The 25,777-nt window shown below is 72.1% G+C and carries 18 protein-coding genes; 5 read left to right on the top strand and 13 right to left on the bottom strand.

What is annotated here, in order from left to right:
• Positions 1–5 precede the first annotated feature (5 nt).
• The 6 genes from DFP74_RS29260 to aceB form a co-directional block, all read right to left on the bottom strand.
• Positions 6–2,078: a hypothetical protein gene (locus tag DFP74_RS29260; protein WP_121188607.1), complete on the bottom strand. Its 2,073-nt coding sequence runs from the start codon at positions 2,076–2,078 to the stop codon at positions 6–8.
• A 74-nt stretch (positions 2,079–2,152) separates the two neighbouring features.
• On the bottom strand, positions 2,153–2,446 hold the full coding sequence (locus DFP74_RS29255) for a lactococcin 972 family bacteriocin (RefSeq protein ID WP_121186681.1): 294 nt from the start codon (positions 2,444–2,446) through the stop codon (positions 2,153–2,155).
• Between the two features lie 238 nt (positions 2,447–2,684).
• Positions 2,685–4,049, bottom strand: coding sequence for a (Fe-S)-binding protein (locus DFP74_RS29250; RefSeq protein WP_121186679.1), 1,365 nt, complete (start codon positions 4,047–4,049; stop codon positions 2,685–2,687).
• A gap of 25 nt (positions 4,050–4,074) precedes the next feature.
• Positions 4,075–5,322, bottom strand: a complete 1,248-nt coding sequence (locus DFP74_RS29245; protein WP_370013444.1) for an FAD-binding oxidoreductase — start codon at positions 5,320–5,322, stop codon at positions 4,075–4,077.
• Positions 5,323–5,364: 42 nt separating this feature from the next.
• The gene (locus DFP74_RS29240) at positions 5,365–6,852 is read right to left on the bottom strand and encodes an FAD-linked oxidase C-terminal domain-containing protein (RefSeq protein WP_121186677.1); all 1,488 of its coding nucleotides are present in this window, start codon (positions 6,850–6,852) and stop codon (positions 5,365–5,367) included.
• A 151-nt stretch (positions 6,853–7,003) separates the two neighbouring features.
• Positions 7,004–8,608 (bottom strand): malate synthase A, encoded by a 1,605-nt coding sequence (aceB, locus tag DFP74_RS29235; protein ID WP_121186675.1) that lies wholly within the window; start codon positions 8,606–8,608, stop codon positions 7,004–7,006.
• Between the two features lie 326 nt (positions 8,609–8,934).
• Here aceB and hflX point away from each other — a divergent pair, with 326 nt between their 5' ends.
• On the top strand, positions 8,935–10,464 hold the full coding sequence (gene hflX / locus DFP74_RS29230; protein WP_121186673.1) for a GTPase HflX: 1,530 nt from the start codon (positions 8,935–8,937) through the stop codon (positions 10,462–10,464).
• A gap of 497 nt (positions 10,465–10,961) precedes the next feature.
• A complete protein-coding gene (locus tag DFP74_RS29225; protein ID WP_121186671.1) occupies positions 10,962–12,170 on the top strand; it encodes an amidohydrolase family protein in 1,209 nt (402 codons plus the stop codon).
• 130 nt (positions 12,171–12,300) lie between these two features.
• On the opposite strand, the gene holA is transcribed toward DFP74_RS29225, so the two are convergent.
• Positions 12,301–13,263: a DNA polymerase III subunit delta gene (holA, locus tag DFP74_RS29220; RefSeq protein ID WP_121186669.1), complete on the bottom strand. Its 963-nt coding sequence runs from the start codon at positions 13,261–13,263 to the stop codon at positions 12,301–12,303.
• Between the two features lie 689 nt (positions 13,264–13,952).
• Between holA and DFP74_RS29215 the strand changes: the two genes are divergently transcribed.
• Both DFP74_RS29215 and DFP74_RS29210 read left to right on the top strand, forming a co-directional pair.
• On the top strand, positions 13,953–14,639 hold the full coding sequence (locus DFP74_RS29215; protein ID WP_121186667.1) for a globin domain-containing protein: 687 nt from the start codon (positions 13,953–13,955) through the stop codon (positions 14,637–14,639).
• A 51-nt stretch (positions 14,640–14,690) separates the two neighbouring features.
• Positions 14,691–15,347, top strand: a complete 657-nt coding sequence (locus tag DFP74_RS29210; protein ID WP_121188605.1) for a pyridoxamine 5'-phosphate oxidase family protein — start codon at positions 14,691–14,693, stop codon at positions 15,345–15,347.
• 90 nt (positions 15,348–15,437) lie between these two features.
• Here DFP74_RS29210 and DFP74_RS29205 read toward each other — a convergent pair whose 3' ends face one another.
• From DFP74_RS29205 to DFP74_RS29190, 4 genes are all read right to left on the bottom strand, one after another.
• Positions 15,438–17,780 carry a ComEC/Rec2 family competence protein gene (locus tag DFP74_RS29205; protein ID WP_121186665.1) on the bottom strand — a complete coding sequence of 781 codons (2,343 nt, stop codon included), beginning with the start codon at positions 17,778–17,780 and terminating at the stop codon, positions 15,438–15,440.
• A 7-nt stretch (positions 17,781–17,787) separates the two neighbouring features.
• A complete protein-coding gene (locus tag DFP74_RS34775; protein ID WP_233571208.1) occupies positions 17,788–18,396 on the bottom strand; it encodes a ComEA family DNA-binding protein in 609 nt (202 codons plus the stop codon).
• 1,119 nt (positions 18,397–19,515) lie between these two features.
• A complete protein-coding gene (rpsT, locus tag DFP74_RS29195; RefSeq protein ID WP_121186660.1) occupies positions 19,516–19,788 on the bottom strand; it encodes a 30S ribosomal protein S20 in 273 nt (90 codons plus the stop codon).
• A gap of 183 nt (positions 19,789–19,971) precedes the next feature.
• Positions 19,972–20,946 carry a hypothetical protein gene (locus tag DFP74_RS29190; RefSeq protein ID WP_121186658.1) on the bottom strand — a complete coding sequence of 325 codons (975 nt, stop codon included), beginning with the start codon at positions 20,944–20,946 and terminating at the stop codon, positions 19,972–19,974.
• 313 nt (positions 20,947–21,259) lie between these two features.
• On the opposite strand from DFP74_RS29190, the gene lepA reads away from it, so the two are divergent.
• The gene (gene lepA / locus DFP74_RS29185; protein WP_121186656.1) at positions 21,260–23,101 is read left to right on the top strand and encodes a translation elongation factor 4; all 1,842 of its coding nucleotides are present in this window, start codon (positions 21,260–21,262) and stop codon (positions 23,099–23,101) included.
• A 116-nt stretch (positions 23,102–23,217) separates the two neighbouring features.
• Here the strand turns inward: lepA and DFP74_RS29180 are convergent, their stop codons facing one another.
• Both DFP74_RS29180 and DFP74_RS29175 read right to left on the bottom strand, forming a co-directional pair.
• The gene (locus DFP74_RS29180) at positions 23,218–24,123 is read right to left on the bottom strand and encodes a sugar ABC transporter permease (RefSeq protein WP_121186654.1); all 906 of its coding nucleotides are present in this window, start codon (positions 24,121–24,123) and stop codon (positions 23,218–23,220) included.
• Positions 24,123–25,775: an ABC transporter permease subunit gene (locus tag DFP74_RS29175; RefSeq protein ID WP_121186652.1), complete on the bottom strand. Its 1,653-nt coding sequence runs from the start codon at positions 25,773–25,775 to the stop codon at positions 24,123–24,125. Before DFP74_RS29175 ends, DFP74_RS29180 begins: the two co-directional genes overlap by 1 nt.
• Positions 25,776–25,777 lie beyond the last annotated feature (2 nt).

Genomic DNA, 25,777 nt, shown 5'->3' with positions numbered 1-25,777 from the left:
ATCGGTCAGGCCTGCGAGGCGCCCTCGCGGACGATGCGGAGGTGGAAGTGGACGAGCGCGCCCGCGGTGATCGCGAGCGAGGCCAGTGCGATGGCGAGGGCGTAGAACGGCTCGGCGCCCGTCGTGACCGCCGTGCCGGGCGGCGTGTACGCGGTCGGATCGTTCTGGGCGGCCGACCCCGCGAAGGTCTCCCCGGTGGCCCAACCGACGAAGGCCACCGCGATGCCCGCTTCGGCCAGCAGCAGCCTGCGGTGGGTGGCGGCGAACGTCCATCCGCTGAGGTGCCGGACGAAGATGTGCTGGGCCCGGGCGCGCACGTAGACCAGGCACGCGCCGATGGCGGTCACCATCAGGACCGCGCCGACACCGGCGAGGGTGAACAGCTCACTGCGCAGGATCGTGCGGTGGACGTCCAGGTCCTGCCGTGCGGTGGTGGTCAGCGTCTCCACCGCGATGACGTACCGGGCCGCGTCGGGGTGGTCGGCGCGGAAGGCCTCGGGGACCGCGGGGTCGGGGAAGACGGTGGCGTGGCCGGTCAGGTGGTTGGCGTAGCTCGTGTCGGACAGGACCCCGCCGTTGGGCAGCGCGATGACGACCGGGTCCGTGACCCGGGGCAGGAACCGCGAGGGCGCCGACGAACGCGAGCCGTAGGTGAACAGGGTCTGGCCCGCGGCGGAGGGCAGCACGCTCACGGGCGGGGCGCCGGCGTCTCCCGAGACCATGTCCAGCCAGCCGCGCACGTCCTCGGCGACGGCGTCCTCGTCGGCGGCCAGTGACTCGGGCAGCAGGACCCGCACACCGTCGTCGGCGCCGTAGCGGCTTCCGTCCGGAGCGGTGACGCGCTGCTCGGCGAGGTAGGTGTCGTTGACCACGAGCGCCTCGTGACCGGGCGCGCCGGCCGTGGGACGGCTCCACTCCTCGGGGGAGAGCCGGATGGCCAGGACCATCTCGCCCCGACGGTCGGTGTCGCGCAGCCACGGGCCGACGGTCGCGTCCAGGGCGGCGAAGTCCTCCTCGTCGACCCATCCGTAGTGCGGGCTCAGCGCCAAGTGGGACGTGTCCCCGTGCTCGGCGTACAGCTCCAGTGCGACGCGCTGGTCGCGGACGGTCTGGGCCGTGGCGACGACCGTGCCGATGAGCGTCAGTGCCAGCACCAGGACGGGGACCCGGACCAGGTAGATCGCCGCGAGGGTGCCGCGCACGGGGACGCGGCCCTTGAGGGCGGGCAGGATCGCGGTGGCGTGGACGAGGGCCAGCGTGAGGGCGTGCACGGCCAGTCCCGCGGCGGCCAGCAGCGCCGCGCAGGTCAGCGCGACCCGGGCGTAGAACCACAGCTGGCCCCACCCGTTGTAGAGGCCCAGCAGGGCCAGGACCGCGACGGTGGCGGCGGGCAGGAGGGCGGCCCACAGGCGGGCGATCCCGGCCAGGTCGGCCAGGAGGATCCTGCCGTAGGAGTGGCCGTTCAGCCGGAGGACGGCGTAGTCGCGCGAGGCGAGCAGGACACCGGCCGCGGTCGCCGAGGCCACGACCAGGAGGGCGATCACGGCGAGGTTGAACATGTGGCCACCGGCGAAGAAGTGCCACGGCTCGGTGGACGACTGTCCCGGGTCGGTGCGCAGGCCGTGGACCGCGAGCGCCTCCTCCAGGGCCGCCGCCGTCTCCGGAGCGGCGCCGAAGACGAAGTAGTACCCGTTGGGGCCGATGTCGGCGAACTCCTCCAGCGGGTGCACGTCGACGGTGAAGGCGGGGTTGAAGGTCGGGTAGCCGTCGGTGAGCCAGCGGGCCTCGCGCGAGTCGGGATCGGGGGCGGCCAGGTACACGTGGGTGTGCATCGCCAGGTCGGCCGCGTCGCGGGCGACGAACCCGACGGCGGCGCCGTGGTCCTCGGAGAACCGGCGGACGGTGACCGCGACCTCGTCGACGTCGTGGGTGCCGTCGTTGTCCACGATCCACACGCCGGCCGTCCGCTCGGCGGGAAGCTGCAGCGTCGTCTCCGCCCCGGCGCAGAACAGGAAGGCGATGAGCGAGGCGAGGAAGAGGAGCGCCGCGTGGGCGAAGACGATGATGCGACGAGGCATGGGTCCCCGGGGCGGTGGCTGGTGCGGGGGCCCGTCGGCCTGCGCGGCCGACGGGCCGTCGGGGCGGTCCGGTGTCAGCACACCCGCCAGTAGGACTCGTTGCCCCAGCCGGCGCGGGGCGCGGAGGCCTTGGAGGTGTAGCCGGGGCCCATGGTGGCGCTGCGGACGGTGTAGGTGCCCACGGCGGTCGACCCGTGGCAGCGGGTGGAGTGGAAGTAGTCGGAGTACACGTACGAGGGGGTGAGTCCGTGGTACCAGGTGCCGCCGCCGACCTGGGTGACCTCGCGCGCGGCGGCGACCCCGGCCGCGCCGAGACCGATACCCGCCCCGACGAGCAGGGTGGCGACAGCCTTCTTCCATGTATTCATTTGTCCCTCTCCGGGGCCGCCGTCGGCTGGGTCCTTTCTGCGGTGGCCCCGAGGGGGAACCTACCCAGGGGAACACGGGTCGGCAATGGCGCTTTTCGGGGAAACTCGGTTTTCCCGAAAAGGGTGGGAAATGCACGTGCCCTGACCTGGGGCGACATGCGTTTTCGCAGGCGAGATAGCGTTTATCACGATGTTCGCAGGTCAGATGCCCGCGAGTTTTCACCGCTTCGGTTCGGATCTATTCGCGGTGCGCGGCGGATTTCGGTCCCGGCGCCGGTCCCTTTCCGAGGAGGGACTCCACACCCAGGCCGCGCAGCGAGGCGTCCAACAGCCGCGCGGTGTGCGTCACGGCCACGGAGGTGCCCGCCCGTTCCATCGCGGAGGCGATCTGCAGCGTGCACCCCGGGTTGCCGGACACCAGGAGCGGCGCCCCGGTCGCCATCACGCCCTCGGCCTTGCGGTCGCCCAGCTCGCGGGCGGGCTCCGGCTTGAGCAGGTTGTACACACCCGCCGACCCGCAGCAGATCTCCTTGTCCGGCAGGTCGGACAGGCGCAACCGCGGGATCGCGGTCAGCAGTGCGCGCGGTGCGCTCGTGACCCCCTGGCCGTGGGAGAGGTGGCAGGCGTCGTGGTAGGCCACGTGCAGGGGCAGCGGGTGGCGCTCGGCGCGCGGTCCCAGCTCCACCAGGAACTCGGTGAGGTCGACGACCTTGGCGGAGAACTCCCGGCCGCGCCGCACCCACGCGGCGTCGGCGCCGGCCTCCTCCAGCGTCCGGTCGACGTGCTTCATGCTGGAGCCGCAGCCCGCCGAGTTGACGACGACGCGGTCCACGCCCTCGCGCTCGAACACCTCCACCAGCCGCCGGGCGAACCCGGCCGCCTCCGCAAGGCGCCCGGTGTGGCCCGACAGGGCGCCGCAGCAGCCCTGGTCGCGCGGGATGACGACGTCGCAGCCCTCCATCGCGAGCACACGCGCCGTCGCGGTGTTGACCTCCGGGAAGAACGCGCCCTGGACGCAGCCGACCAGCATGCCCACCCGGGCGCGCGCACGGCCCACCGCGGCGACGCGCTCGGGCAGCGGCGGCGGGGCGGCCGACAGGGGCGGCGCGACCCGCTCCATCGTGGCCAGCGACGGGGAGAGCCGGTCCAGCAGCCCGGACCGCCGGACCAGCGACGACGCCCCGCTGGCCTGGTAGGCGCGCAGCGGCCCGCGCAGGAGCCGCAGCCTGCGCCGGTAGGGGAACACGGAGAAGATCGCCCCGCGCAGCAGCCGCTCGCTCCGGGGCCGCTCGTGTTCCTCCTCGACCGTGTGGCGGGTGTGCTCGATGAGGGCGTCGTAGGCCACGCCCGACGGACACGACGACACACACGCCAGACAGCCCAGGCAGTTGTCGAAGTGCCCGACCGCCGTCTCGGTCAGGACGTCGTCGGTGTGCATCTGCGTCATGAGATGGATGCGTCCGCGCGGTGAGTCCATCTCCTGGCCCCACAGGACGTGCGTGGGGCACGTGGGCAGGCAGAATCCGCAGTGGACGCAGTCGTCGAGCAGCTCGCCGAAGGGGCGCTGGCCCTGGTCCGCTCCGGGGGCCGGTAGGTCGCTCACGGAGGTCTCCCTTGCTTGGTCGCCGTCAGATACCGCCCGCGAACCGCCCGGGGGCCAGGCGGTGACCGGGATCGAAGGAGTCCTTGATCGCGCGCATCAGGGGCAGCCCGGGAACCTCGCCCCACAGGTCCACCCCGGCCTCGTGCACGGCGGGCTCGGCACGCAGCACCCTCAGCGAGCAGTCGGGCCGGGAGCGCACCCCGGCGGCGACCTCCGCGACCGCGGCGGCACCGGTCCCCGGTGGGAAGGCGGCGTAGAGCGCGCCGTCGGCCGCCGAACCCCGTACGCGCACGTCGGCGCCGACGGCGCGCGCCACCTCGCACACCCACGCCGCGACGGGGAGCGCGTCGGCGGGGGGACACGTGACGAAGGCGAGCGTCCCCCGTTCGGGGAGGACACCCCACCCGGGTGGCAGCTCCTCGCCGACCTCGGGGGCGGTCCCGCCGCGCAGGGCGGCGCACACGTCGTCGGCCCGGGCAGGGAGGCCGTCGGGAGTGCCCTCCAGGACCACGTGCAGGTGGGCGGGTTCGTTCGCGGGCCAGTCCAGCTCCACCGCCGAGGGCACGGCCGTCCGCGCGCGCAGCGCCGCCAGCATCCGACGGCCGTGGTCCAGGGAGGGGACCCGTGCGGTGACCACGCGCAGCGCGGGCGGCAGCGGATGCAGCCGGAAGGCCGCCGACGCGATGACCCCGAGCGTGCCCAGTGCGCCGGTGTGCAGCTTGGCGAGGTCGTACCCCGCCACGTTCTTGACCACCCGGCCGCCGCTGCGGGCCACCACGCCGTCGGCGCGCACGATCGTCATGCCGATCACCAGGTCGCGCAGGGCCCCGGTGAGCAGGCGGCGCGGGCCGCTCATCCCCGTCGCCAGCAGGCCGCCCACCGTGGCGTCGGCGCGGACGGGATCGTGGGACAGGCGCTGCCCGGCGGCGGCGAGCACCGCGGCCAGCTCGCGCATCGGGGTGCCCGCGCCGACCTCCACGACCAGGTCGCCGGCGATGTGGTCGATCCAGGACAGGCCGGTGGTGTCCACGAGCAGGTCGAGCGTGCTCGGCGGGGCGCCCCAGTCGGCGGCGGTGCCGCGACCGCGCGCGACCACCGTGAGGCCGCGCTCGGCGGCGGCCGCCATCACCCGTGCGAGCGACTCGGTGTCGGCGGGCCGGGCCACGTGGGCGGGGACCGGCCCGACCCGTCGCCCACCACCGTCCAGCGCGTCCTCGGCGGTGCCCGCCCGAAGGTCGCAGCCCTCGACGACCAGCTCCTCAGCGAGTGCCACGCGGTCTCCCTCTCGTGTCGGCGGCCCGGACCGGGTCCGGTCTCAGAACAGCTCCGCCTGCCCCGACTCCACCAGCGGGTGTGCTCCCTTGCGCACGCCCGACTGCTCGCCGCACAGGCGCGGGGTGGGCAGGAGCTTGTCCGGGTTGGCGATCCCGGCCGGGTCGAAGGCCCGGCGCAGCAGGTCGAAGGTCTCCAGGTCGTCGGGCCCGTACATGCGCGGCATCGTGCACACCTTGTCCACGCCCACGCCGTGCTCTCCGGTGATGGAGCCGCCGTGCTGGATGCACAGGTCGAGGATGGCGCCCGAGACCACCTCGGCGCGCGCTCCCGCGCCCGGCTCCTTGTCGTCGAAGAGCACGAGCGGGTGCAGATTGCCGTCCCCGGCGTGGAAGACGTTGGCCACGCTGATGCCGCTGGAGGCGGACAGGGCGGCGATCGCGCGCAGGACGTCGGGCAGGGCGGTGCGCGGGACGACGCCGTCCTGGACGATGTAGGCGGGGCTGATCCGGCCGACCGCGGCGAACGCGGACTTGCGGCCCTTCCAGATCCGGGCGCGCTCCTGGTCGTCCACGGCCGTGCGCGTCTCGAAGGATCCGGCGCCGTGGCACAGCCGCTCCACCTCGGCCAGCTGGGCGTCGACCTCGGCGGCCGGGCCGTCCAGTTCCACGATGAGCACGGCGGCGGCGCCCTCGGGGTAGTCGCAGGCCACGGCCTCCTCGGCGGCCTCGATGGCCAGGGCGTCCATCATCTCCACGGCCGAGGGCAGGACTCCGGCGGCGATGATGTCGCTGACGGCGCGGCCGCCGGCGTCCATGGAGTGGAAGGCGGAGAGCAGGGTGACGGTCTTCTGCGGGGAGCGGGTCAGCCCGACCGTGATCCGGGTGGCGATGCCCAGTGTGCCCTCGGAGCCGACGAACGCGCCGATGAGGTCGTAGCCGTGGGCGTTGGGGGACCTGCCGCCCAGCCGGACCAGGTCGCCGGCGGGCGTGACCACGTCCAGGCCGCGTACGTGGTTGACGGTGAACCCGTACTTCAGGCAGTGGGCGCCCCCGGAGTTCTCCGCGACGTTGCCGCCCACGGAGCACACGTGCTGGCTGGAGGGGTCGGGCGCGTAGTAGTAGCCGTGCGGTGCGGCGGCCCGGGTGATGTCGAGGTTGGCGACGCCGGGTTCGACCACGGCGCACTCGTTCTCCAGGTCGATCTCGATGATCCGGCGCATCCGCGACGTGACCACGAGGACGCCCTCGGTGTGCGGAAGCGCTCCCGCCGACAGCCCGGTGCCCGCGCCGCGCGGGACGAAGGGGACGCCGTGCTCCGAGCACGCTCGCAGGACGTCGGCGACCTGTCCGCCGGTCGTGGGCAGGACGACGACGCCGGGGAGGGCGCGGTGGTAGGTGAGCCCGTCGCTCTCGTAGACCCGGCGGCGGGAGGTGTCGGTCAGGACGCCGTCGGGGCCGCAGACCGTGCGCAGCCGGGGGATGAGCGCGTCCAGGGCGGCCGCGGCCGCGGCGCGTGTCGACTCGGACATGGGGCCCTTCCCTTCCGAGACTTCCAGAGCGCAAGAAGCGCTTTCCGCTCTCCGGAGGTTCCTCGGAAGGACCGTACGACGGCGCCCCCTGCCGAGGCAAGGGGCGCCGCCCGGGTGTTTCAGGCGGGTGGACCGCCCGGGTGACCCGGTGCTACGGCATGCGCTCGTAGGCGGGCAGGGTGAGGAAGTCGACGTAGTCGTCGGCGAGCGCGACCTCGGTGAAGAGCTCGCTGGCCTGCTGGTACAGGCCCTCGTCGAAGGCGTCGCCGAGGGCGCCGCGGATGGTGGTCAGCTCCTCGCCGATGAGCTGCTTGATCAGCTCGGCGGTGACCTTCTCGCCGCCGTCGAGGGTGACGTCGTTGTGCAGCCACTGCCAGATCTGCGACCGCGAGATCTCGGCGGTGGCGGCGTCCTCCATGAGGTTGTGGATCGCCACCGCGCCGTTGCCGCCCATCCACGTCGCCAGGTACTGCAGGGCGACGTTGATGTTGCCGCGCAGGCCGGCGAGGGTGACGCCGCCCTCGGTCCGGTCGACGGCCAGCAGGTCGGCCGCGGCGACCTCGACGTCGGGGCGCTGCTTGTCGATCTGGTTCGGGCGCTCGCCCAGGACGCCGTCGAAGATCTCCTTGGCGACCGGGACCAGGTCGGGGTGGGCGACCCAGGAGCCGTCGAAGCCGTCGCCGGACTCGCGGGACTTGTCGTCGCGGACCTTGGCGAAGGCCGTCTTGTTGACCTCGGCGTCCTTGCGGGACGGGATGAACGCGGCCATACCGCCGATGGCGTGCGCGCCGCGCTTGTGGCAGGTCTTGACCAGCAGCTCGGTGTAGGCGCGCATGAACGGCGCGGTCATCGTGACGGCGTTGCGCTCGGGCAGCAGGAAGCGGCGCCCGCGGGTGCGGTGGGTCTTGATGATGCTGAAGAGGTAGTCCCAGCGGCCCGCGTTGAGGCCGGCGGAGTGCTCACGCAGCTCGTAGAGGATCTCCTCCATCTCGAACGCGGCCGGGATGGTCTCGATCAGGCAGGTGGCGCGGATGGTGCCGCGGGGGATGCCCACGCGCTCCTGCGCGAGGACGAAGATGTCGTTCCACAGCCGCGCTTCGAGGTGGCTCTCCATCTTGGGCAGGTAGAAGTACGGCCCCTTGCCCTTGTCCAGCTGGCGCTGGGCGCAGTGGAAGAAGTAGAGCGCGAAGTCGACGATGCCGCCGCTGGTGCGCTGACCGTCGACGAGGATGTGCTTCTCGTCCAGGTGCCAGCCGCGCGGGCGCACGACGATGGAGGCGAGCTCGGCGTCGTCCTTGAGGGCGTAGGTCTTGCCCTGGGGCGAGGTGAAGTCGATGGCGCGGTCGAGCGCGTCGCGCAGGTTGAGCTGCCCGCCGATCATGTTCTCCCACAGCGGGGTGTTGGCGTCCTCGAAGTCGGCCAGCCACACCTTCGCGCCGGAGTTGAGCGCGTTGATCGTCATCTTGCGGTCCGTGGGACCGGTGATCTCGACACGGCGGTCGGTGATGCCCGGCGCGGGATCGGCGACCTTCCAGCCGTCGTCCTCGCGGATGTGCTTGGTCTCGGGCAGGAAGTCGAGGTCGGCCCCGGCCGAGATCTGTTCCTGGCGGGTCCGGCGCGCGGCGAGCAGCTCCTGGCGGCGTGCCTCGAAGGTGCGGTGAAGCTCGGCGACGAGGTCGAGGGCCTCCTCGGTCAGGATCTCGTCGAAGCGGTCGTGGAGGGGGCCGGTGATCTCGACCCCGTGTGTGGCGCCCATGGAAGACCTTCCGCAATACGAAAGTTGATTCTGGTATGTGGAAACGAAGCTACTATCTTGATGTCGAGCGGTCAACGTCACTCGCGGGTCACAGGACCAGTTAGTTCCTGTTCCGCGAAGCTTGTGCAAAGTTCTCCAGGAAACTTCCGAGGTTCTTGAGCAGATTCCAGTGTTCCGTGCGGTTCTGCCGCCGCACGGCGTCGTGGCTCGTGTCACTCCTCCTGCGATAATCGAGGTGCCACGGCGGCGGTGAGGTGCGACGATCGACCCCATCGTCGCATCGGGAAGATCCGGAGCGCCGGACGCGTTGACCCACCTGGAGGGATATGAATACAGCTGACAACCACGGAACCGCCCAGCCCGGCCGCGAGGCCGCCGGCGAGGACGGGTTCCGTGAGGCGATCACCGCCACTGACGGGATCGACACCACCGGGGCGCCGACCGCGGACCGCGGCGTCGACGACCCGACCACCTCACCCGACCGGGGCGAGATGGAACTCGCCGAGCGCCACGCGCTCCGGCGCGTCCAGGGACTGTCCACCGAGCTCACCGACGTCACCGAGGTCGAGTACCGGCAGCTGCGCCTGGAACGCGTCGTCCTGATCGGAGTGTGGACCAACGGCACGCAGGTCGACGCCGACAACTCGCTGACCGAGCTCGCCGCCCTGGCCGAGACCGCGGGCGCCCTCGTCCTGGAGGGCCTGACCCAGCGCCGGTCCAAGCCCGACCCCGCCACCTACGTCGGCAAGGGCAAGGCGGCCGAACTCAGTGAGATCGTCATGGCCACCGGGGCCGACACCGTCATCTGCGACGGTGAACTCACCCCCGGCCAGCTGCGCCAGCTGGAGGACGTCGTCAAGGTCAAGGTGGTCGACCGGACCGCACTGATCCTCGACATCTTCGCCCAGCACGCCCGCAGCAGCGAGGGCAAGGCCCAGGTCGAACTGGCCCAGCTCAGCTACCTGCTGCCGCGACTGCGCGGCTGGGGTGACTCGCTCTCCCGGCAGGCCGGTGGAGCCGGCGGCGGTGGCGCGGGCGGCGGCGTGGGTCTGCGCGGTCCCGGTGAGACCAAGATCGAGACCGACCGCCGTCGCATCAACGACAAGATGGCCAAGCTGCGGCGCCAGCTCGCGCACATGCGTACGGCGCGCGACGTCAAGCGCGACGTGCGGCGCACACGCGACGTGCCGTCGGTGGCGATCGCCGGGTACACCAACGCCGGCAAGTCCAGCCTGCTCAACCGCCTCACCGGAGCGGGGGTGCTGGTGGAGAACGCCCTGTTCGCCACCCTGGACCCCACGGTCCGCCAGGCGCGCACGCCGGACGGCCGGGCGTTCACGCTCAGCGACACGGTCGGCTTCGTCCGTCACCTGCCGCACCAGCTGGTGGAGGCGTTCCGCTCCACGCTGGAGGAGGTCGCGGACTCGGACCTGATCCTGCACGTGGTCGACGGGGCCCACCCTGACCCCGAGAGCCAGATCCGCGCGGTCCACGAGGTGTTCGCCGACATCGAGGCCTCGGGCGTGCCCGAACTCGTCGTCATCAACAAGGTCGACGCCGCCGACCCCGACGTCCTCAAGATGCTGCGGACGCGCTACCCCGACGCCGTCGAGGTCTCCGCGCGTACCGGCGAGGGCGTGGCGGAACTGGTGGAGGCGCTCGCCGGGGCGCTGCCCGAGCTCGCGCACGAGGTGCACGCCGTGGTCCCGTACTCGCGGGGCGACCTCGTGGCCAAGGTGCACGAGGAGGGCCGCATCCTCAGCGAGGAGCACACCGGCGAGGGCACCGCGATCCACGCGTTCGTGCCCGAACTGCTGGCCTCACGGCTGGAGGAGTTCGTGCTCAGCACCGCCTGAGCAGGTCGCCTCCGACCGTGCACGGGCCGGGACACCCATCGGGTGTCCCGGCCCGTTCGTCGTTTCCGAGCGCAGCGCTCACGTTCGCCGCCCACCGGGACGGAGGCGCCTGCGGGGGGAAACGGGCAGCTCGCCGGGGCTCGGGTGGCGTTCATCACTCTTGGCGACTGTGAGTGTCGTTCCGTTTCGCTCGCATTCGTCGGCCAGCAGAGGTGTACACGGAGTCCGGGAATGGACTACGGTTTTGGAGCACTGGCCGAGAGCGGCCGCTGTCCCCCGACAGCCTCCCCCATCCCACTGCGGCGGCATCGCGACGGCCCCGGCGGTCGCAGGGCCGGCCCAGTCGGATCGCTGCAGATATCGAGGAAGCCATGCCCTCCCGTCTTTCTCCCGCGCTTCCCGGCGGAGAGCCCTCGGCTCCGGCCCCGCCCTCCGGCGTGTCCCACGCCCGCGTTCCGCGTCCGCGGACCTGAGCCGGCGAGGTCGGGACTGACTCCATGACGGTGGTACTGCTCACCAATATCGGTCGGCTGTGGACCGGGAACGAACTGCTGACCAAGGCGGCGCTCCTGATCCACGGCGACCGCGTGGCCTGGGTGGGTCCCGCGGCCGAGCTTCCCCAGCGCATTCCCGGCGTCGTGGACGACCTCACCGACGTCGACGAGGTCATCAACATCGGCGGGGGCCTGATCACCCCGGGCCTGATCGACGCCCACTGCCACCCGGTGTACGCGGGCGACCGCTACGCCGAGGTCAGCATGTGGGCCAAGGGCGCCTCCAGAGGCGACATCTTCGCGGCGGGCGGCGGGGTCTCGACCACGGTCACCATCACGCGCGGGACCGATCCCTGGACCCTGTGCAACGCGGTCCGCGAACGGCTGCGGCACTGGGTGCTGTCAGGGTGCACGACCCTGGAGGCCAAGACCGGATACCACCTGACCAGGGACGGAGAGCTCGCCGACGTGCGGCTGCTGCGCTCCCTGGAGGAGGAGCCGGGCATGCCCCGGCTGCATGTGACGTTCTTCCCGGCGCACGGTGTGCCGCCCGAGTTCTTCGGCCGGCCCAAGGAGTACGTGAGCGCCGCGGCCTCCTGGCTCAGCGACGCGGCCATGGCGGGCGCCGACGGTGTGGACGTGTACTGCGACAACCAGCAGTTCACCACCGAGGACGCGCACATGCTCCTCGGGGTGGGCCAGTCCGTGGGGCTGCGCACGACGCTGCACGCGTGCTCGCGTCCCCGGCACGGAGCCGTCCGGATGGCCGCGGAGATGGGGTGCTCGTCGGTGGACCTGCTCCACGAGACCGACGACGAGGACATCCTCGCGCTGGCCGCCACGCGGACGCCCGTCGTGGCCTGCCCCACGACCTCGCTGCACGAGAGGCGCATGCCGCCCGTGCGCGCTCTGCTCGACCACGGTGTGCCCGTCGGGCTGGGCACCGACCACAACCCGGGCCAGTCGGGCGCGATGTCGATGCCGCTGGTGATCTCTTTGGCCGTCTCGATGTTCGAGATGACGGTGCAGGAGGCGCTCAGCGCCGCGACCGTGGGCGGTGCCCGCGCCCTCGGGCTGGGCGACCGCGGGCTGCTGACCCCGGGCAGCCTGGCCGATCTGGTCCAGTGGGACGCCGACCACGAGGGCGCCTTCGCCTGGTCCATGGGTCTGCACACGCTGCGGGTGTGGCAGGGCGGCCAGACCATCCGCTGAGCCGGGCCGGTGCGGCAGTGCGGCAGTGCGGCCGGTGCCGTCGGGGCCCGGATGCCCGGCGGTTCCCTAGGGCCGATGGGTCCGGATACCCGGCGGTTCCCAAGGGCCGATGGTTCGCCGAGCGCGGTGCTCAGCGCCGTCCGCGGGCCCGGGCGATCTCGATGACGGCGCGCTCCAGGGCGTACTCCGGGTCGCGTCCGGCGCCCTTGATGAGGGCGTCGGTCTCGGCGACCACGCTCATCGCGCGGGTGATCCCGGCCGTACTCCATCCGCGTGCCTGCTGGCGCAGCGTCCGCATCTTCCACGGCGGCACCTTGGCGCGCTTGGCCAGGTCGGCCTCGCTCGTGCCGCGCGGCGGCTGCGCGGCCACCGCGATGCCGCGAACGGCGCCGGCCAGCGCGCTGTTGATCAGGACGGGTGCGGTGCCCACCGCCAGCGACCAGCGCAGCTGTTCCAGGGCCTCGGGCAGGCGCCCCTCGACGGCGCGGTCGGCCACGGTGAAGCCGGAGGCCTCCGCCTTGCCCGAGTGGTAGCGCGCGACCGCCGCGGCGTCGACCCGGCCCTCGGTGTCGGCGATCAGCTGGGTGCAGGCGGCGGCGATCTCCCGCAGCTCGGTGCCGACCGCGTCGATCAGGGCCTGCGCGGCGTCGGGGGCGATCTGGCGGCCTGCGGCGGAGAACTCGTTCTTGACGAAGGCGACGCGCTCGGGGCCCTTGCTCGGACCCTTGCAGTCCACCCGCTGGGCGCCCGCCTTGACCGCCGCCTGGAGCAGGGCCTTGCCCTTGGCCCCGCCGGCGTGGGCGAGGACGAGGTAGACGTCGTCCGCGGGAGCCTTGAGGTAGTCGGTGACCGTCGCGGCCAGGTCCTTGGTCAGGTCCTGGGAGGAGCGGAGCACGACCACCCGGCGGTCACCGAACAGCGAGGGCGAGGTGACCTCGACCAGCGTGTGCACACCGATCTGGGAGGGCACGAGGTCGTGCACGTCCAGGCCGGGCTCGGCCTCCCGGGCCGCCGCGACGACGGCGGCGACGGCCCGGTCGACGAGCAGCTCCTCGTCGCCGACGATGAGGGTGATCAGGGCGGGTGCAGGCATACACCGAGCATGCCACGACCCGGGGACCGTTCGTCCGCACCGTGCGCACGAGCCGGGGGATCGGCGCCGGACACCCGGAACGCCCCGTAGAACGACGGGCGCGGGTCCGGTGCAGGTGCGAAAACGGTCGTCCGCATTTGGTGCCCAAGTTACACGTCGGTAACTGTGTGTCGGGTGAGATGTTCTGTTACAGTGCATCGCGCAATCGGCACATAGAGCGATGTATGCACGCATACGCGCCCACAGCCTCCCCGACATGTGCTCCCAGGAACCGCTCACCAGCGGGTCCCGGGGCCGGAAAAGGCCAGGCAGCGTTGAGAGAACCCGCATTCTCGATACTGTCGGACAGCTTCCGCACCCCCTCCTCGTCTCCGTGCGCCGAGCACGCGGACCGGACGGGTGATTCCAGCGGACTGTCTTCGAGCAGCCAGAGACCGCACCCCGGACGACCGGGCCGGAACACCGTTTCCGCCCCATCGGAATGAGCTCGTCGGACGCCGCCGGTCCCAGGACCGCCGGCTCCGCCCGAGACCGAGGCATGAACCCGGCAGCGAAGAACTGAAGCCCGATCGGACCTTCGGCGGTCCGTGCGCAGGCATGCGCCCATGCCCGGACCTTCGTGCCGTCCCCACCGCGCCTCAGTGCTTCCCTCCGGTGTGTCCCCGCTACCCGAACGCCTGGAACCGCCCTTGTCTCCCCGCCGCATCACCGAAGTCCCACTGCCCGACGAATCGGTCATCGAGGCGGTCCGCGCGTCCTGCGCGAGACTGCCCGCCGGTTCCACCCGCCTCGCGGAGCGCTTCTACGAGAACCTCTTCGCCATGGCGCCCGACGTCCGGGCCATGTTCCCCGACGACCTGCGCCCGCAGCACCGGCGCATGGCCTCGGCACTGCTGGAGATCGTCCAGCACCTCGACTCCCCGGACGACGTGGCCGGCTACCTGCAGGACCTGGGGGCGCAGCACCACAGGGAACTGCAGGTCAAGCCCGAGCACTACCCCTTCGTCGGCCGCGCCCTGGTCCGTGCGGTCAGCGAGATCTCCCCGACCTGGTCCTCCTCCATGAGTTCGGCGTGGGTGCTGGTCTACGAGTGGATCACCGCCAACATGCTCGCCGGAGCGGATCGGGCCGCCGAGCAGGCGGCCGGTCCGCGACGGGCCTCCGGTGCCGCGCAGGCCGTTCCCGAGACCGCGCCTTCGGGCGCGGCCACGTACGGAGGACCGCCACCGCCCGCTCCTGCCGGCGCGGCCACGTACGGGGGACCCCCGCCGCCCTCCTCCTCCGCTCCGGCCGCGCACGGCGACCGGTCGGCGCCCGCGCCCCGGCACGCCTACGACGTCCCGGGTCGCGACCGGGCCTACCGTCCGTCGCGCTGATCGGTCGTCCGACCACCCCATCCCGCCCCGCCCCGTGGAAAGTACGTGCAGATGAGTGAGACCGACCAGAACCGCGCGCCGGGGACCTCGGGCGAGCGCCATGTCCAGGCGGTGACGGGGACGACCGCGCGCGCCGACCGCTTCTACCAGGACCAGATGCTGGACCGCCTCAACCCGAGGATGCGCGAGTTCATCGCACGGCAGGAGATGCTCTTCATCGCCACCTCGGACGGCAAGGGCGAGTGCGACTCCAGCTTCCGGGCCGGGCCGCCCGGCTTCGTCCACATCGTCGACGACCGGACGCTGGTCTACCCCGAGTACCGGGGCAACGGAGTCTTCGCCAGCGCGGGCAACATCATGGAGAACCCGCACATCGGGCTGATGTTCCTCGACTTCGAGCGCGACCGGATCGGCCTGCACGTCAACGGTCGGGCCAAGCTCGTGGAGGACGACCACCTGCGCCCCCGCGTTCCGGGACTGCCCCTGCCGGAGGTCCCCGGGCAGCGGGCGATGATGTGGACCATGATCCACGTGGAGGAGGCCTACATCCACTGCCGCAAACACATCCCCCGCCTGCGCAAGGTCGGCAGGGACGAGGCCTGGGGGACCGACGACACGCAGCGCAAGGGCGGCGACTACTTCGACGCCAAGGACACCCCGTCCCCGTGGAGCACTCCGCACGACATCCTCTCCGGCTACTACACGTGACCCGGCCCTGAGGAGCCGGCTCGCCCAGCGTCCCCTGCCCCGCCCCGACGGCCGACGGGGCGTGGCAGGGGGCCGCGCCGACGCGGATCCTCACGGCCCCGGACGGGGGCCGCGAGTGACCACCAGCGGCACACCGGCGCCCGTGCCGTCGAGCACGGCCACGTCGCCGTCGCGGTCGGTGCGCAGGTTCAGCCGCGCCGCCCGTTCCAGGTGGTTCCAGGTCGCGGCGGCCGGGTGGCCGTAGGGGTTGTCGGCGCCCACCGAGGTGATCGCGACCACGGGTGAGGTGGCGTCCAGGAACGCGGGGTCCTGCGTCGCGGCGCCGTGGTGCGGCGTGGTGAGCACGGTCACCGGCAGCAGCCCGGCGGCGGGCCCGTCGAGCAGGAGTCCCTGCGCCTCCTCCTCGATATCGCCCGTGAGCAGGACCGACAGCGCGGGCCCGTCCGCGCGCACCACCACCGAGGCGTCGTTCAACGTCCCGGCGTATCCCGGCTCCGGCCACAGCACCCGCAGCAGCCACGGGCCCGCCCGCAACGACCGGCCGCGCTCGCCGGTCCACAGGTCGACCCCCGCCTCCTTGAGGAGCCGACCGGTCGCGGAATCGGCGAACCCCTCCGGAGCCAGCGCCGCGTGCACCCGGCGCTGGCGCAGCACGCCCGGCGTGCCGTCCACGTGGTCGGCGTGGTCGTGGCTGAGCAGCAGCAGGGGCACGTCGCGCACGCCCAACCGGTCCAGGCAGTCGTCGATCGGTTCGGGTTCCTCCCCGGTGTCGGCCACCACCGCGCTGCCGGGCCCCACCGACAGCACGAACGCGTCGCCCTGCCCCACGTCGCACGCCACCAGGGCCCAGCCCGACGGCGGCCAACCGCCCGGCAGGCAGCGGGCCGCCAGGCCCAGCACCAGAACGGCCACCACACCCGCCGCGACCACGCGGCGGACCCGCCCGCGCGTGAGCAGCAGGACCATGAGCAGACCGGCCAGGAGCAGGCCCCCGGCCACGTCCGAGCGCCACGGCAGCGCCCCGTAGGGCACACGCGCCCCCGCGTGGGCCACCGACGCGATCCACGCCGTGCCCCACCCGGGCGGGTGCACCGCCACGGCCGCGCCGGCGCTCCAGACCAGGCCCAGAACCGCCACCACGGCGCCGCAGACGGTGACCAGGGCGACCACCGGCGCCGCGAGCACGTTGGCCGGCACGGTCACCCACGACACCTCGCCCGACAACAGCACCAGGACCGGGGTGACCGCCACGTGCGCCGCCGCCGCGACCGCGCACGCCTCGGCCAGCGGCAGCGGCATCCGGCGCGACCAGGACCTCGTCCACGGCGGCGCCAACAGCACGATGCCCGCCGTGGCCAGGACCGAGAGCGCGAAACCGTAGGAGTCGGCCAGCCCGGGCGCCACGAACAGCACGCCGACCACGGTGACGCTGAGCGCGCCCAGCGCCGCGTGCGGCCGTCCCGCGGCCAGCGCCAGCAGCCCCAACGACCCCATCACCGCCGCCCTCACCACACTCGGCTCGGGTCGGCAGACCAGCACGAACACCCAGATCATCACCGCGCCGCCCACCACGGACGCCCACGGAGGAGCCCGCACCAGTCGGGCCACCGCCAGCACGAACCCGGTCAGAATGGCCAGATTTGCCCCGGATACGGTCAACAAATGGGTCATACCGGTCGCCCGGAAGTCCTCGACGGTCTGCGGCCGCAGTTCGGACGTGTCACCGACGATCAGGGCGGGCAGGAGTCCCCGCTCGGGCTGGTCCAGCTCCCCGGCGGCCTGGCGCAGCCCGGCCCGCACGTCGCCGGCCACCGCCTGCGCACGGCTCGGCTCGGCCACGTGCTCGGGTGGGCCGCGCACGAGGACGAGCGCGGCCGTCAGGGGATCGTCGGGCGCCGCCACGAAGCGTCCGTCCACCCGGAACTCCTGGCCGGGCAGCAGCCTCTCCCACTCCTCGCCGGAGGCCAGGACCACCACCGGCGCCCGGGCACCGCGGCGCGGGCCGGCCCCGTCCACCCACGCGGTGCGCGCCTGGACCACCCACTCCGCCCGCCCGGGACGCGGCGTTCCCGACCGCGCCCGCGGGTCCGCGGTGACGACGGCGGAGAACTCCACCGCGCGACCCTGCCCGACCGCCTCCGCGGCGGCACTGGACGCCACCCGGTGCACATGGACGCCGGTGACCGCCGCCACGGTCGAGGCGCAGGCCAGCACGGCCGCGGCGGTGAGGGCGAGGACCTCCCCGGGCGGCCGGGCCACCACGTACACGCCGACCGCCGCGCAGCCCGCGGCCGCGGCGAACGACCACGACGCCCACGCGGGCGCCGCCAGGGCGGCCAGCGCAGTCAGCCAGGCCGCCACCGCCGGAGCCAGCAGGCGCAGGTCCGGTGGCCGGTCCCAGCCGTCGGCGTCCGTTCCGATCCACGTCGTCACCGCGGGCTCACCCCACCGTGACCAGGGGCGCGATGTCCGCCAGGACCGCGTCGCCGATCTTGCTCACGTTGACCAGGTCCTCCACCTGGACGAAGGGGCCGTGCTCCTCGCGGTAGGCGATGATGTTGGCCGCGATGACCTCGCCGACGCCGGGCAGGGTCTCCAGGGTGGCGGCGTCGGCCTGGTTGACGTTGACGAGCGACCCGCCGGCGGTACCGGCCCCGGTGTCCTCGGGGTCGGGCGGGCCCACCACGATCTGCTCGCCGTCCGTGAGCGGTCGTGCCAGGTTGAGCCCGTCGAGTTCGGCCTCCGGCAGCGGCCCGCCCGCGGCCTCAATGGCGTCGGAGACCCGCGCTCCGGAGTCCAGGGTGAACAGGCCGGGATCGGACACGTCCCCGCTCACGTGGACGATCACGTCCCCGCTCGGAGCCGCACCCGTCTCCGGGGCCGGGCCGGTCGCCGCCTGCACGGCCGTGTCCGGTTCGACCGTCTGCGGCCGGTCCCGCAGCGCCACCAGCGTCGCGCCCACGGCGAGGAGGCCCAGGACGGTCAGGGCGAGGACGGCCCTGCGGGAGAGTGCCGCGTGCGCGGTCCACCGACGGGTCCAGCGCTCCACGAGGGTTTCGGCGGGATCGAACTCGGTGTACCCGGACGGCGGCTTCCGGGTCTCGCCGCCGAGACCCGGACCCGCACCGCGCCCTCGTGCGGCATCGCCCTCCCGAGCGGGGGTCTCACCGTGAGGAGGCCCCACCGGCCGTACTTCGGTGTCGCGGGGTGGCCTGGAGATGGGCCGCGTCCCGGGTGGTTCGCCCGTGCCGGACCGAGGGGCCCCGGTCTGCTGTGCGCCGGTGTCGCGAGGTGGCCCGGCGTCGTGTCGTCGACCCGCACGGGTGTCAGGGTCCCCGGCCCGCTTCGCATCGGAGTCGCGGGGCGGCCTGGCGCTGGGTCGTATCCCGGGCGGGTGTCCGGTGCCGGGTTGAGGGGCCCCGGTCTGCTGTGCGCCGGTGTCGCGAGGTGGCCCGGCGTCGTGTCGTCGACCCGCACGGGTGTCAGGGCCCCCGACCCGCCGTGTCCCGGTGTCGCGGGGCGGCCTGGAGATGGGCCGTGTCCCGGGCGGTTCGCCCGTGTCCGGTCGGGGGGCGTGTCCGTGCCGCGGCCTGGTCGCCGGTGCCTGGCGGACATGGGCGGGCCCGGGGACCGACACGCGGCCGACGGTGCGCGGGCCGGGGGAGTGTCCGCGCCAGACCCGGCCGGGGAGCGCCCCGAGGCCGGGCCCGGGCGCCCGCGACCGGTGATCGCGGGCCGGGCGGAGCCGTTCGGTCGGAACGGTGTCCGGGTCGGCCTCCGCCGGAGGATTCAGGCGCGTGCGCTGGACGGTGGTGTCCAGGGCGGCCTCCTCCGCGGTGTCCACGGGCGGGCCGTAGGGCGCGTCGGCGGTATCGAGCGCGTACGGGGCACGGGGGATGGGCGGAGCCGGAGAAGGGGCCTCGACCGGGCGGGGGATCCTGGCGTGCAGGCGCCGCGCGGCGGGGGAGTCCCCCAGCCCGAGCGCGCGCAGCCGGTCCTCAGGAGCAGGGGAGTGTGGGCGCCGACGGCGGTGAAGGGTCATGAACGCAACGGTAAGGAAGCCTCAACGCTGTGTCATCAGGCGATTTCTCCCTGTGGAAAACTCCGCCCGGGCATAAAAGGACCCGGCCCGGTGTCGCCACCGGGCCGGGTCCGAGAAAGCCTTGGGTCAGGCGGCGGGCTGCACGTCGTGCAGTCGCTTGGCGATCGCGGACTTGCGGTTCGCGGCCTGGTTCTTGTGGATGACGCCCTTGCTCTGCGCCTTGTCCAGCAGTCGCGCGGCGTCGCGCTGGGCGACGGTGGCCTTCTCGACGTCCCCGGCCTCGGCAGCCTCACGGAACTTGCGGATGGCCGTCTTCAGCTGGGAGCGCACCGCCTGGTTGCGGATACGAGCCTTCTCGTTCTGCTTGATGCGCTTCTTCTGCGACTTGATGTTCGCCATGCGAAAACGTGCTCCAGTTGATCAGATCTGCGCGTCGGTCGAACAGGCGGCTCATCTCGCGGGCAGCCGTTCCGCGAGAGGCCGGCGTGGGCGCCGACGCTGGGTGTGAGAGACCACGGGATACCGTGGAAGTCCGAGACACGGACTTCCAGTATGCCCCACCCGGACACTACTTCGCGCATCTCACGTCAGCAGCCAGCCGGAGCGGTAGGCCGCGAGGTCGTCGGCGTCGGCCTCGTCGGCCAGATAGAACGCCACACCCAGCGTCATCGATTCCGGGGGCTCCGCGCCGGTCATCCCCAGGCGCACCCCGGCCAGGGCCGTCTCCGGTGACTCGTGCTCCTCGTCCCCGCCCCACTCACCGCCGTCGTAGGTGGGCACTCCGAACCGCACGGTCACCTCCTCGCGCGTGCTCAGCGCCGTCACGGCCTCGTTGACCTGCCGGACCATGAAGCCGCCGTACAGCGCCCCGGTCGGCATCCCCGCGTCCACACCCGGAAGGACGACCTCGTCCGCCTCCTCGGTGACCCGGTCCAGGTATCCCTTCGACCAGTACTTCTCCTCGCGCTGGACCACGAACGACGGCATCCGCCCGCCCGGCAGCAGCTCCACGTGCTGGGCCTGGACCGACAGCACCGGCTCCTCGCCCAGCTCCCCGCGGACCATCGACACCAGCTCGGGCATCGACGGGTCGTTGACGGTCACCGGCCGCACCTCCAGGTGCACGCCCGCGAACCCGTCGGCCGCCACCTCCGCCGCCTCGGACGCCAGCGTCTCGCGGGCGGGCGCCTCGAACCGGTCCTCGACCAGCGACGACCCCGTCCGCACGTGCCTCAGCCACGCCAGCGGCCTTACGTTCGGATACTCGTCCGCCAGCCACGTCAGCAGCCGGTCGGTGTCCGCCACCCGGTCGACCGCTCCCTCGTCGTCGATGTCGCCCGCGTGGACGTACACCGTGTCGACGCCTCCGGTGTCCAGGACCGCGGCCAGGGGGCCGGTGTCCTCCCACGAGCCCACCCACGCGGCGTCGGCGCCCTGGGACGCCGCCCACGGGGCCGGATCGCCCGAGTACTGGTAGGCGAGCAGCGCCCCGGCGCCCGCCAGGACGACCGCGACCGCGGCCAGGCCCGCCAGCACCCGCGTCAACAGCCACTTCACCGGCTCACTCCTCCCACGGCGGCGGAGACCACGTGCTGCGCCGCGACGGCCCGTTCCCGGTCCCATGTCGCATAATCTGGGCACGGGACCGAATGTCCGCGGGTCGTTCCCGGTGATCCACCGGCGACGGCCAAGACCGCGGAGGACCGGTCCCGGTCCCGAGTCCGTGCCCATACTGCCGCACGGGCGGGGGCGGTGGCCGCAGAGGGCGCCCCGCCTTCGTGGGATGATGGACGATGCCGTAGGCCCCGGCCACGGCGGGACGGCGCGGATCTCGCGCGCGACCCCGAACCCAACCTGTGAACGGAGCACGGTGGCACAGCCGAACTGGACCGATCCCGCGCTGATCCGCAACTTCTGCATCATCGCGCACATCGACCATGGCAAGTCGACGCTGGCCGACCGGATGCTCCAGATCACCGGGGTCGTCGAGGACCGACAGATGCGCGCCCAGTACCTGGACCGCATGGACATCGAGCGCGAGCGCGGCATCACCATCAAGTCGCAGGCCGTGCGCATCCCCTTCACCGCGCTCGACGACACGACCTACACGCTCAACCTCATCGACACCCCCGGCCACGTCGACTTCACCTACGAGGTGTCGCGCTCCCTGGCCGCCTGTGAGGGCGCGATCCTGCTCGTGGACGCGGCGCAGGGCATCGAGGCGCAGACCCTCGCCAACCTGTACATGGCGCTGGACAACGACCTCACGATCATCCCGGTGCTCAACAAGATCGACCTCCCGGCCGCCCAGCCGGAGAAGTACGCCGAGGAGCTCGCCGGCATCATCGGCTGTGAGCCCTCCGACGTGCTCAAGGTCAGCGCCAAGACCGGCGAGGGCGTCGAGGACCTGCTGAACGAGATCGTCACGCAGATGACCCCGCCCATCGGCGACGCCGACGCGCCCGCCCGCGCGATGATCTTCGACTCCGTCTACGACACCTACCGCGGCGTGGTCACCTACGTCCGCGTCATCGACGGCCATCTCAGCCCGCGCGAGCGCATCCAGATGATGTCCACCAGGGCCTCCCACGAGATCCTGGAGATCGGCGTCAGCTCGCCCGAGCCCACCAAGTGCGGCGGCCTGGGCGTCGGCGAGGTCGGCTACATCATCACGGGCGTCAAGGACGTGCGCCAGTCCAAGGTCGGTGACACCATCACCGCCCTGAACCGGCCGGCCACCGACATGCTCGAGGGCTACTCCGAGCCCAAGCCCATGGTGTTCTCGGGCCTGTACCCGATCGAGGGCACCGACTACCCGGTCCTGCGCGACGCGCTGGAGAAGCTCCAGCTCAACGACGCCTCCCTCGTCTTCGAGCCGGAGACCTCCGCGGCTCTGGGCTTCGGCTTCCGCTGCGGCTTCCTGGGCCTGCTCCACCTGGAGATCACCCGGGCCCGCCTGGAGCGCGAGTTCAACCTCGACCTCATCTCCACCGCGCCCAACGTGATCTACCGGGTGGACATGGAGGACGGCACCGAGCACGTGGTGACCAACCCCAGCGAGTTCCCGGCCGGGAAGATCGCGGCCATCTACGAGCCCGTGGTCAAGGCCACGGTGCTCAGCCCCTCGGAGTTCATCGGCCAGATCATGGAGCTGTGCCAGGACCGGCGCGGTGAGCTGCACGGCATGGACTACCTGTCCGAGGACCGTGTGGAGATGCGCTACACGCTGCCCATGGCCGAGATCGTCTTCGACTTCTTCGACCACCTCAAGTCCCGCACCAAGGGCTACGCCTCCCTGGACTACGAGCCCAAGGGCGAGGTGGAGGCCGACCTCGTCAAGGTGGACATCCTGCTCCAGGGCGAGCCCGTCGACGCCTTCTCCGCGATCGTGCACAAGGAGAAGTCCTACGCCTACGGCGTGGCCATGACCAAGAAGCTGCGCGAGCTCATCCCCCGCCAGCAGTTCGAGGTGCCCGTCCAGGCCGCCATCGGCGCCCGCGTCATCGCCCGCGAGAACATCCGCGCCATCCGCAAGGACGTGCTCGCCAAGTGCTACGGCGGCGACATCAGCCGTAAGCGCAAGCTGCTGGAGAAGCAGAAGGAGGGCAAGAAGCGGATGAAGATGGTCGGCCGGGTCGAGGTGCCCCAGGAGGCCTTCATCTCCGCGCTGTCCACCGACAGCGGCGGCGCCGAGGACAAGAAGAAGAAGTAGTCCCCGCTGACCCCGGGCCCGCGCTTCGCACGGGCCCGGGCGGGTCGCGGGAGGCGCGGAAACGACTGTGGCCGTGCCCAGAGGGGCACGGCCACAGTCGTGTGCGGGGTGCGGAGTCAGCCCTTGACCGCTCCGGAGGTCAGGCCCTCGGTGATGAAGCGCTGGAGGAACCAGAACACGATCAGCGTGGGCAGGGACAGCAGGATCGCGCCGACCGAGAACATCCCGAAGTTCGCGTTACGGGACGAGGCGACCACCTGGTACAGGCCCAGCCCCAGGGTCTTGGCGTCGGTGTCGCGCAGGAACACGCTCGCCAGCAGGAACTCGTTGATCGTCGAGATGAACACGAGCAGGCCCACGATCGCCAGGACCGGTGTGACCAGGGGCAGCATGATCCGGAAGAAGACCTGGGCGTGCGTGGCCCCGTCCATCTGCGCCGACTCGTCCAGTTCCTTGGGGACGGTGTCGAAGAAGCCCTTCATCAGCCACGTGTTGATGCTGAGCGCGCCGCCCAGGTACACCAGCAGCAGCCCCCAGCGGGTGTCGAAGCCGATCGCCGGGTAGTACTCGCCGATGCCGGAGAACATCAGGTAGATCGCCACGATCGCCAGGAACTGCGGGAACATCTGGATGACCAGCAGCCCGATGAGCCCCACCCTGCGGCCCTTGAACCGCATCCGGCTGAACGCGTACGCCGCCAGCGCGGACAGCAGCACCGTCACCGCCGCGTTCGTGAGCGCGAAGAACAGCGAGTTGGCGTACCACGTCGTGAACGGGGTGTTCGCGAACAGGTCCCGGGCGTTGTCCAGGCTGGCTCCCGTGGGCCACAGCTGTGAGCTGCTCAGCGTGCCGAGCGGGTTGAGCGCGGCCGAGACCACGAACATGACGGGGAAGAGCGCGAAGGCCGCGACCACCCACATGACCACGTGGCGCCAGCCCAGCCGAGTGGCCCACAGGCCGAACCGGGTGCCCGCGCCGCGCCGGTAGCGCGCCGGCGCCGTCCGTACGGTGTCCACCGACATCAGTCCATCTCCTTGAGTGCCTTGCCCCGCCACAGGCTCATCACCGAGATCACCGAGACGATCAGGAAGATCATCACCGACAGCGCCGCGGCGTAGCCGTACTGCGCGGTGGCCTCGTTGAACGCCAGCCGGTAGGTGTAGGTGATCAGCAGGTCGGTGGCTCCGGCCGTGGAGTTGTCGGAGAACAGCGGTCCGCCCCTGGTCAGCAGCCACACGGCGTTGAAGTTGTTGAAGTTGAAGGCGAACGTGGCGACCAGGATCGGCGTCATCGCGACCATGAGCAGCGGCAGCGTCACGTGCCGGAAGGCCTGCCAGGGGGTGGCGCCGTCGATCTGCGCGGCCTGTCCCAACTCGCGCGGGATCGCCTGGAGCGCCCCCGTGGCCACGAGGAACATGTACGGGTACCCCAGCCACACGTTGGCGAGGATGACCGCGACCCGTGCGCCCCACACCGAGCCGAACCAGTCGATCCGCACTCCGAGGATCTGGTTGATGACACCGAAGTCGGTGTTGAACATGTCCCGCCAGAGCAGGTACATGGCCAGGGAGCTCATCGCGTACGGCAGGACCACCAGCACCCGGTAGAACACCTTGCCGCGCATCCTGGGCACGTGCAGGGTCAGGGCCACGGCGAGCCCGACCACGAACACCAGGCCGGTCACCGCCACCGCGAAGACCACGTTCCACAGCAGAATGCTGAAGAACGACGACGCGAACGCCGGGTCGAAGAGGAAGCGCGCGAAGTTGTCGGCGCCCACGTTGACCTGCCACCCCTGGGGGAGGCGCCCGCCCTCGTCGTCGTAGAAGGCCCCGCGCTCGTCGTCGGCCGTGTACACGACGCCGGTCTCGGTGTCGGTCACGCAGTCGCACGACTCGTCGTAGACCCGCAGGGCCCGGCCCTCGTAGGCGGTGGACAGGCCGCTGGAGCGGATGCCCGCGCCACTGCCCGTCGGCACCGCGAACTCCTCGAGCTCGCCGCTGCGCGCGTTGACCTCGGCCGGGGTGAGGATGGTGTAGCCGAACGCGTCGGTGACCTTGCCCGAGTCCTCGACGGTGGCGCCGCCGAGCTCGCTGAGCCCGTCCGTGTCGCCGACGTGGGTGCCGCCCTCACGGTCGGTGAGCAGGAACACCAGCTCACCGGTCTCGGGGTCGCCGATCGCGGCGATCGTGAGGACGTACTCCTGGGAGTCCGCCGTCCGGGTCACGGAGAGGGACTCCACGGCGGAGATCGCCTGTTCCTTGCTTCCCCGGTGACCGTCGCTCATGTTGGTCACCGAGGTGCTCATCGTGTAGAGCACGGGGAAGATCTGGAAGACCATCAGGAAGAGCACACCGGGCACCAGGTACTTGGCGGGCACGGCGCGCTTGGACAGGTAGACGTAGTAGACCAGGCCCACCACGGCCACGACCAGCCCGATGCCGAGCCAGTTGCCCCCGAGGTAGAGGGGGAGGACGGCCCACACGCCCAGGGCCGTGAACAGTCCCAGGAGGCCGATCTTGGCGATCTGCCCGGCCAGGGACCCGTCCCGGGCGAAGCGCCCGCCGGGGAGCGGCGGACGGGGGGGACGGCGTCGGTCGGGGGCCGCCGCGGTGGACGGGTGGGCGGGCGCCCCGTCCGGGGCGCCCGCGTTGTCGGAACCGGAAGCCGCCACGC

It is taken from the genome of Nocardiopsis sp. Huas11 (genome assembly GCF_003634495.1).
Lineage (GTDB): Bacteria > Actinomycetota > Actinomycetes > Streptosporangiales > Streptosporangiaceae > Nocardiopsis.
The sequence above is the reverse complement of the archived record's forward strand: the minus strand, read 5'-3'. Positions and strand labels throughout refer to the sequence as shown.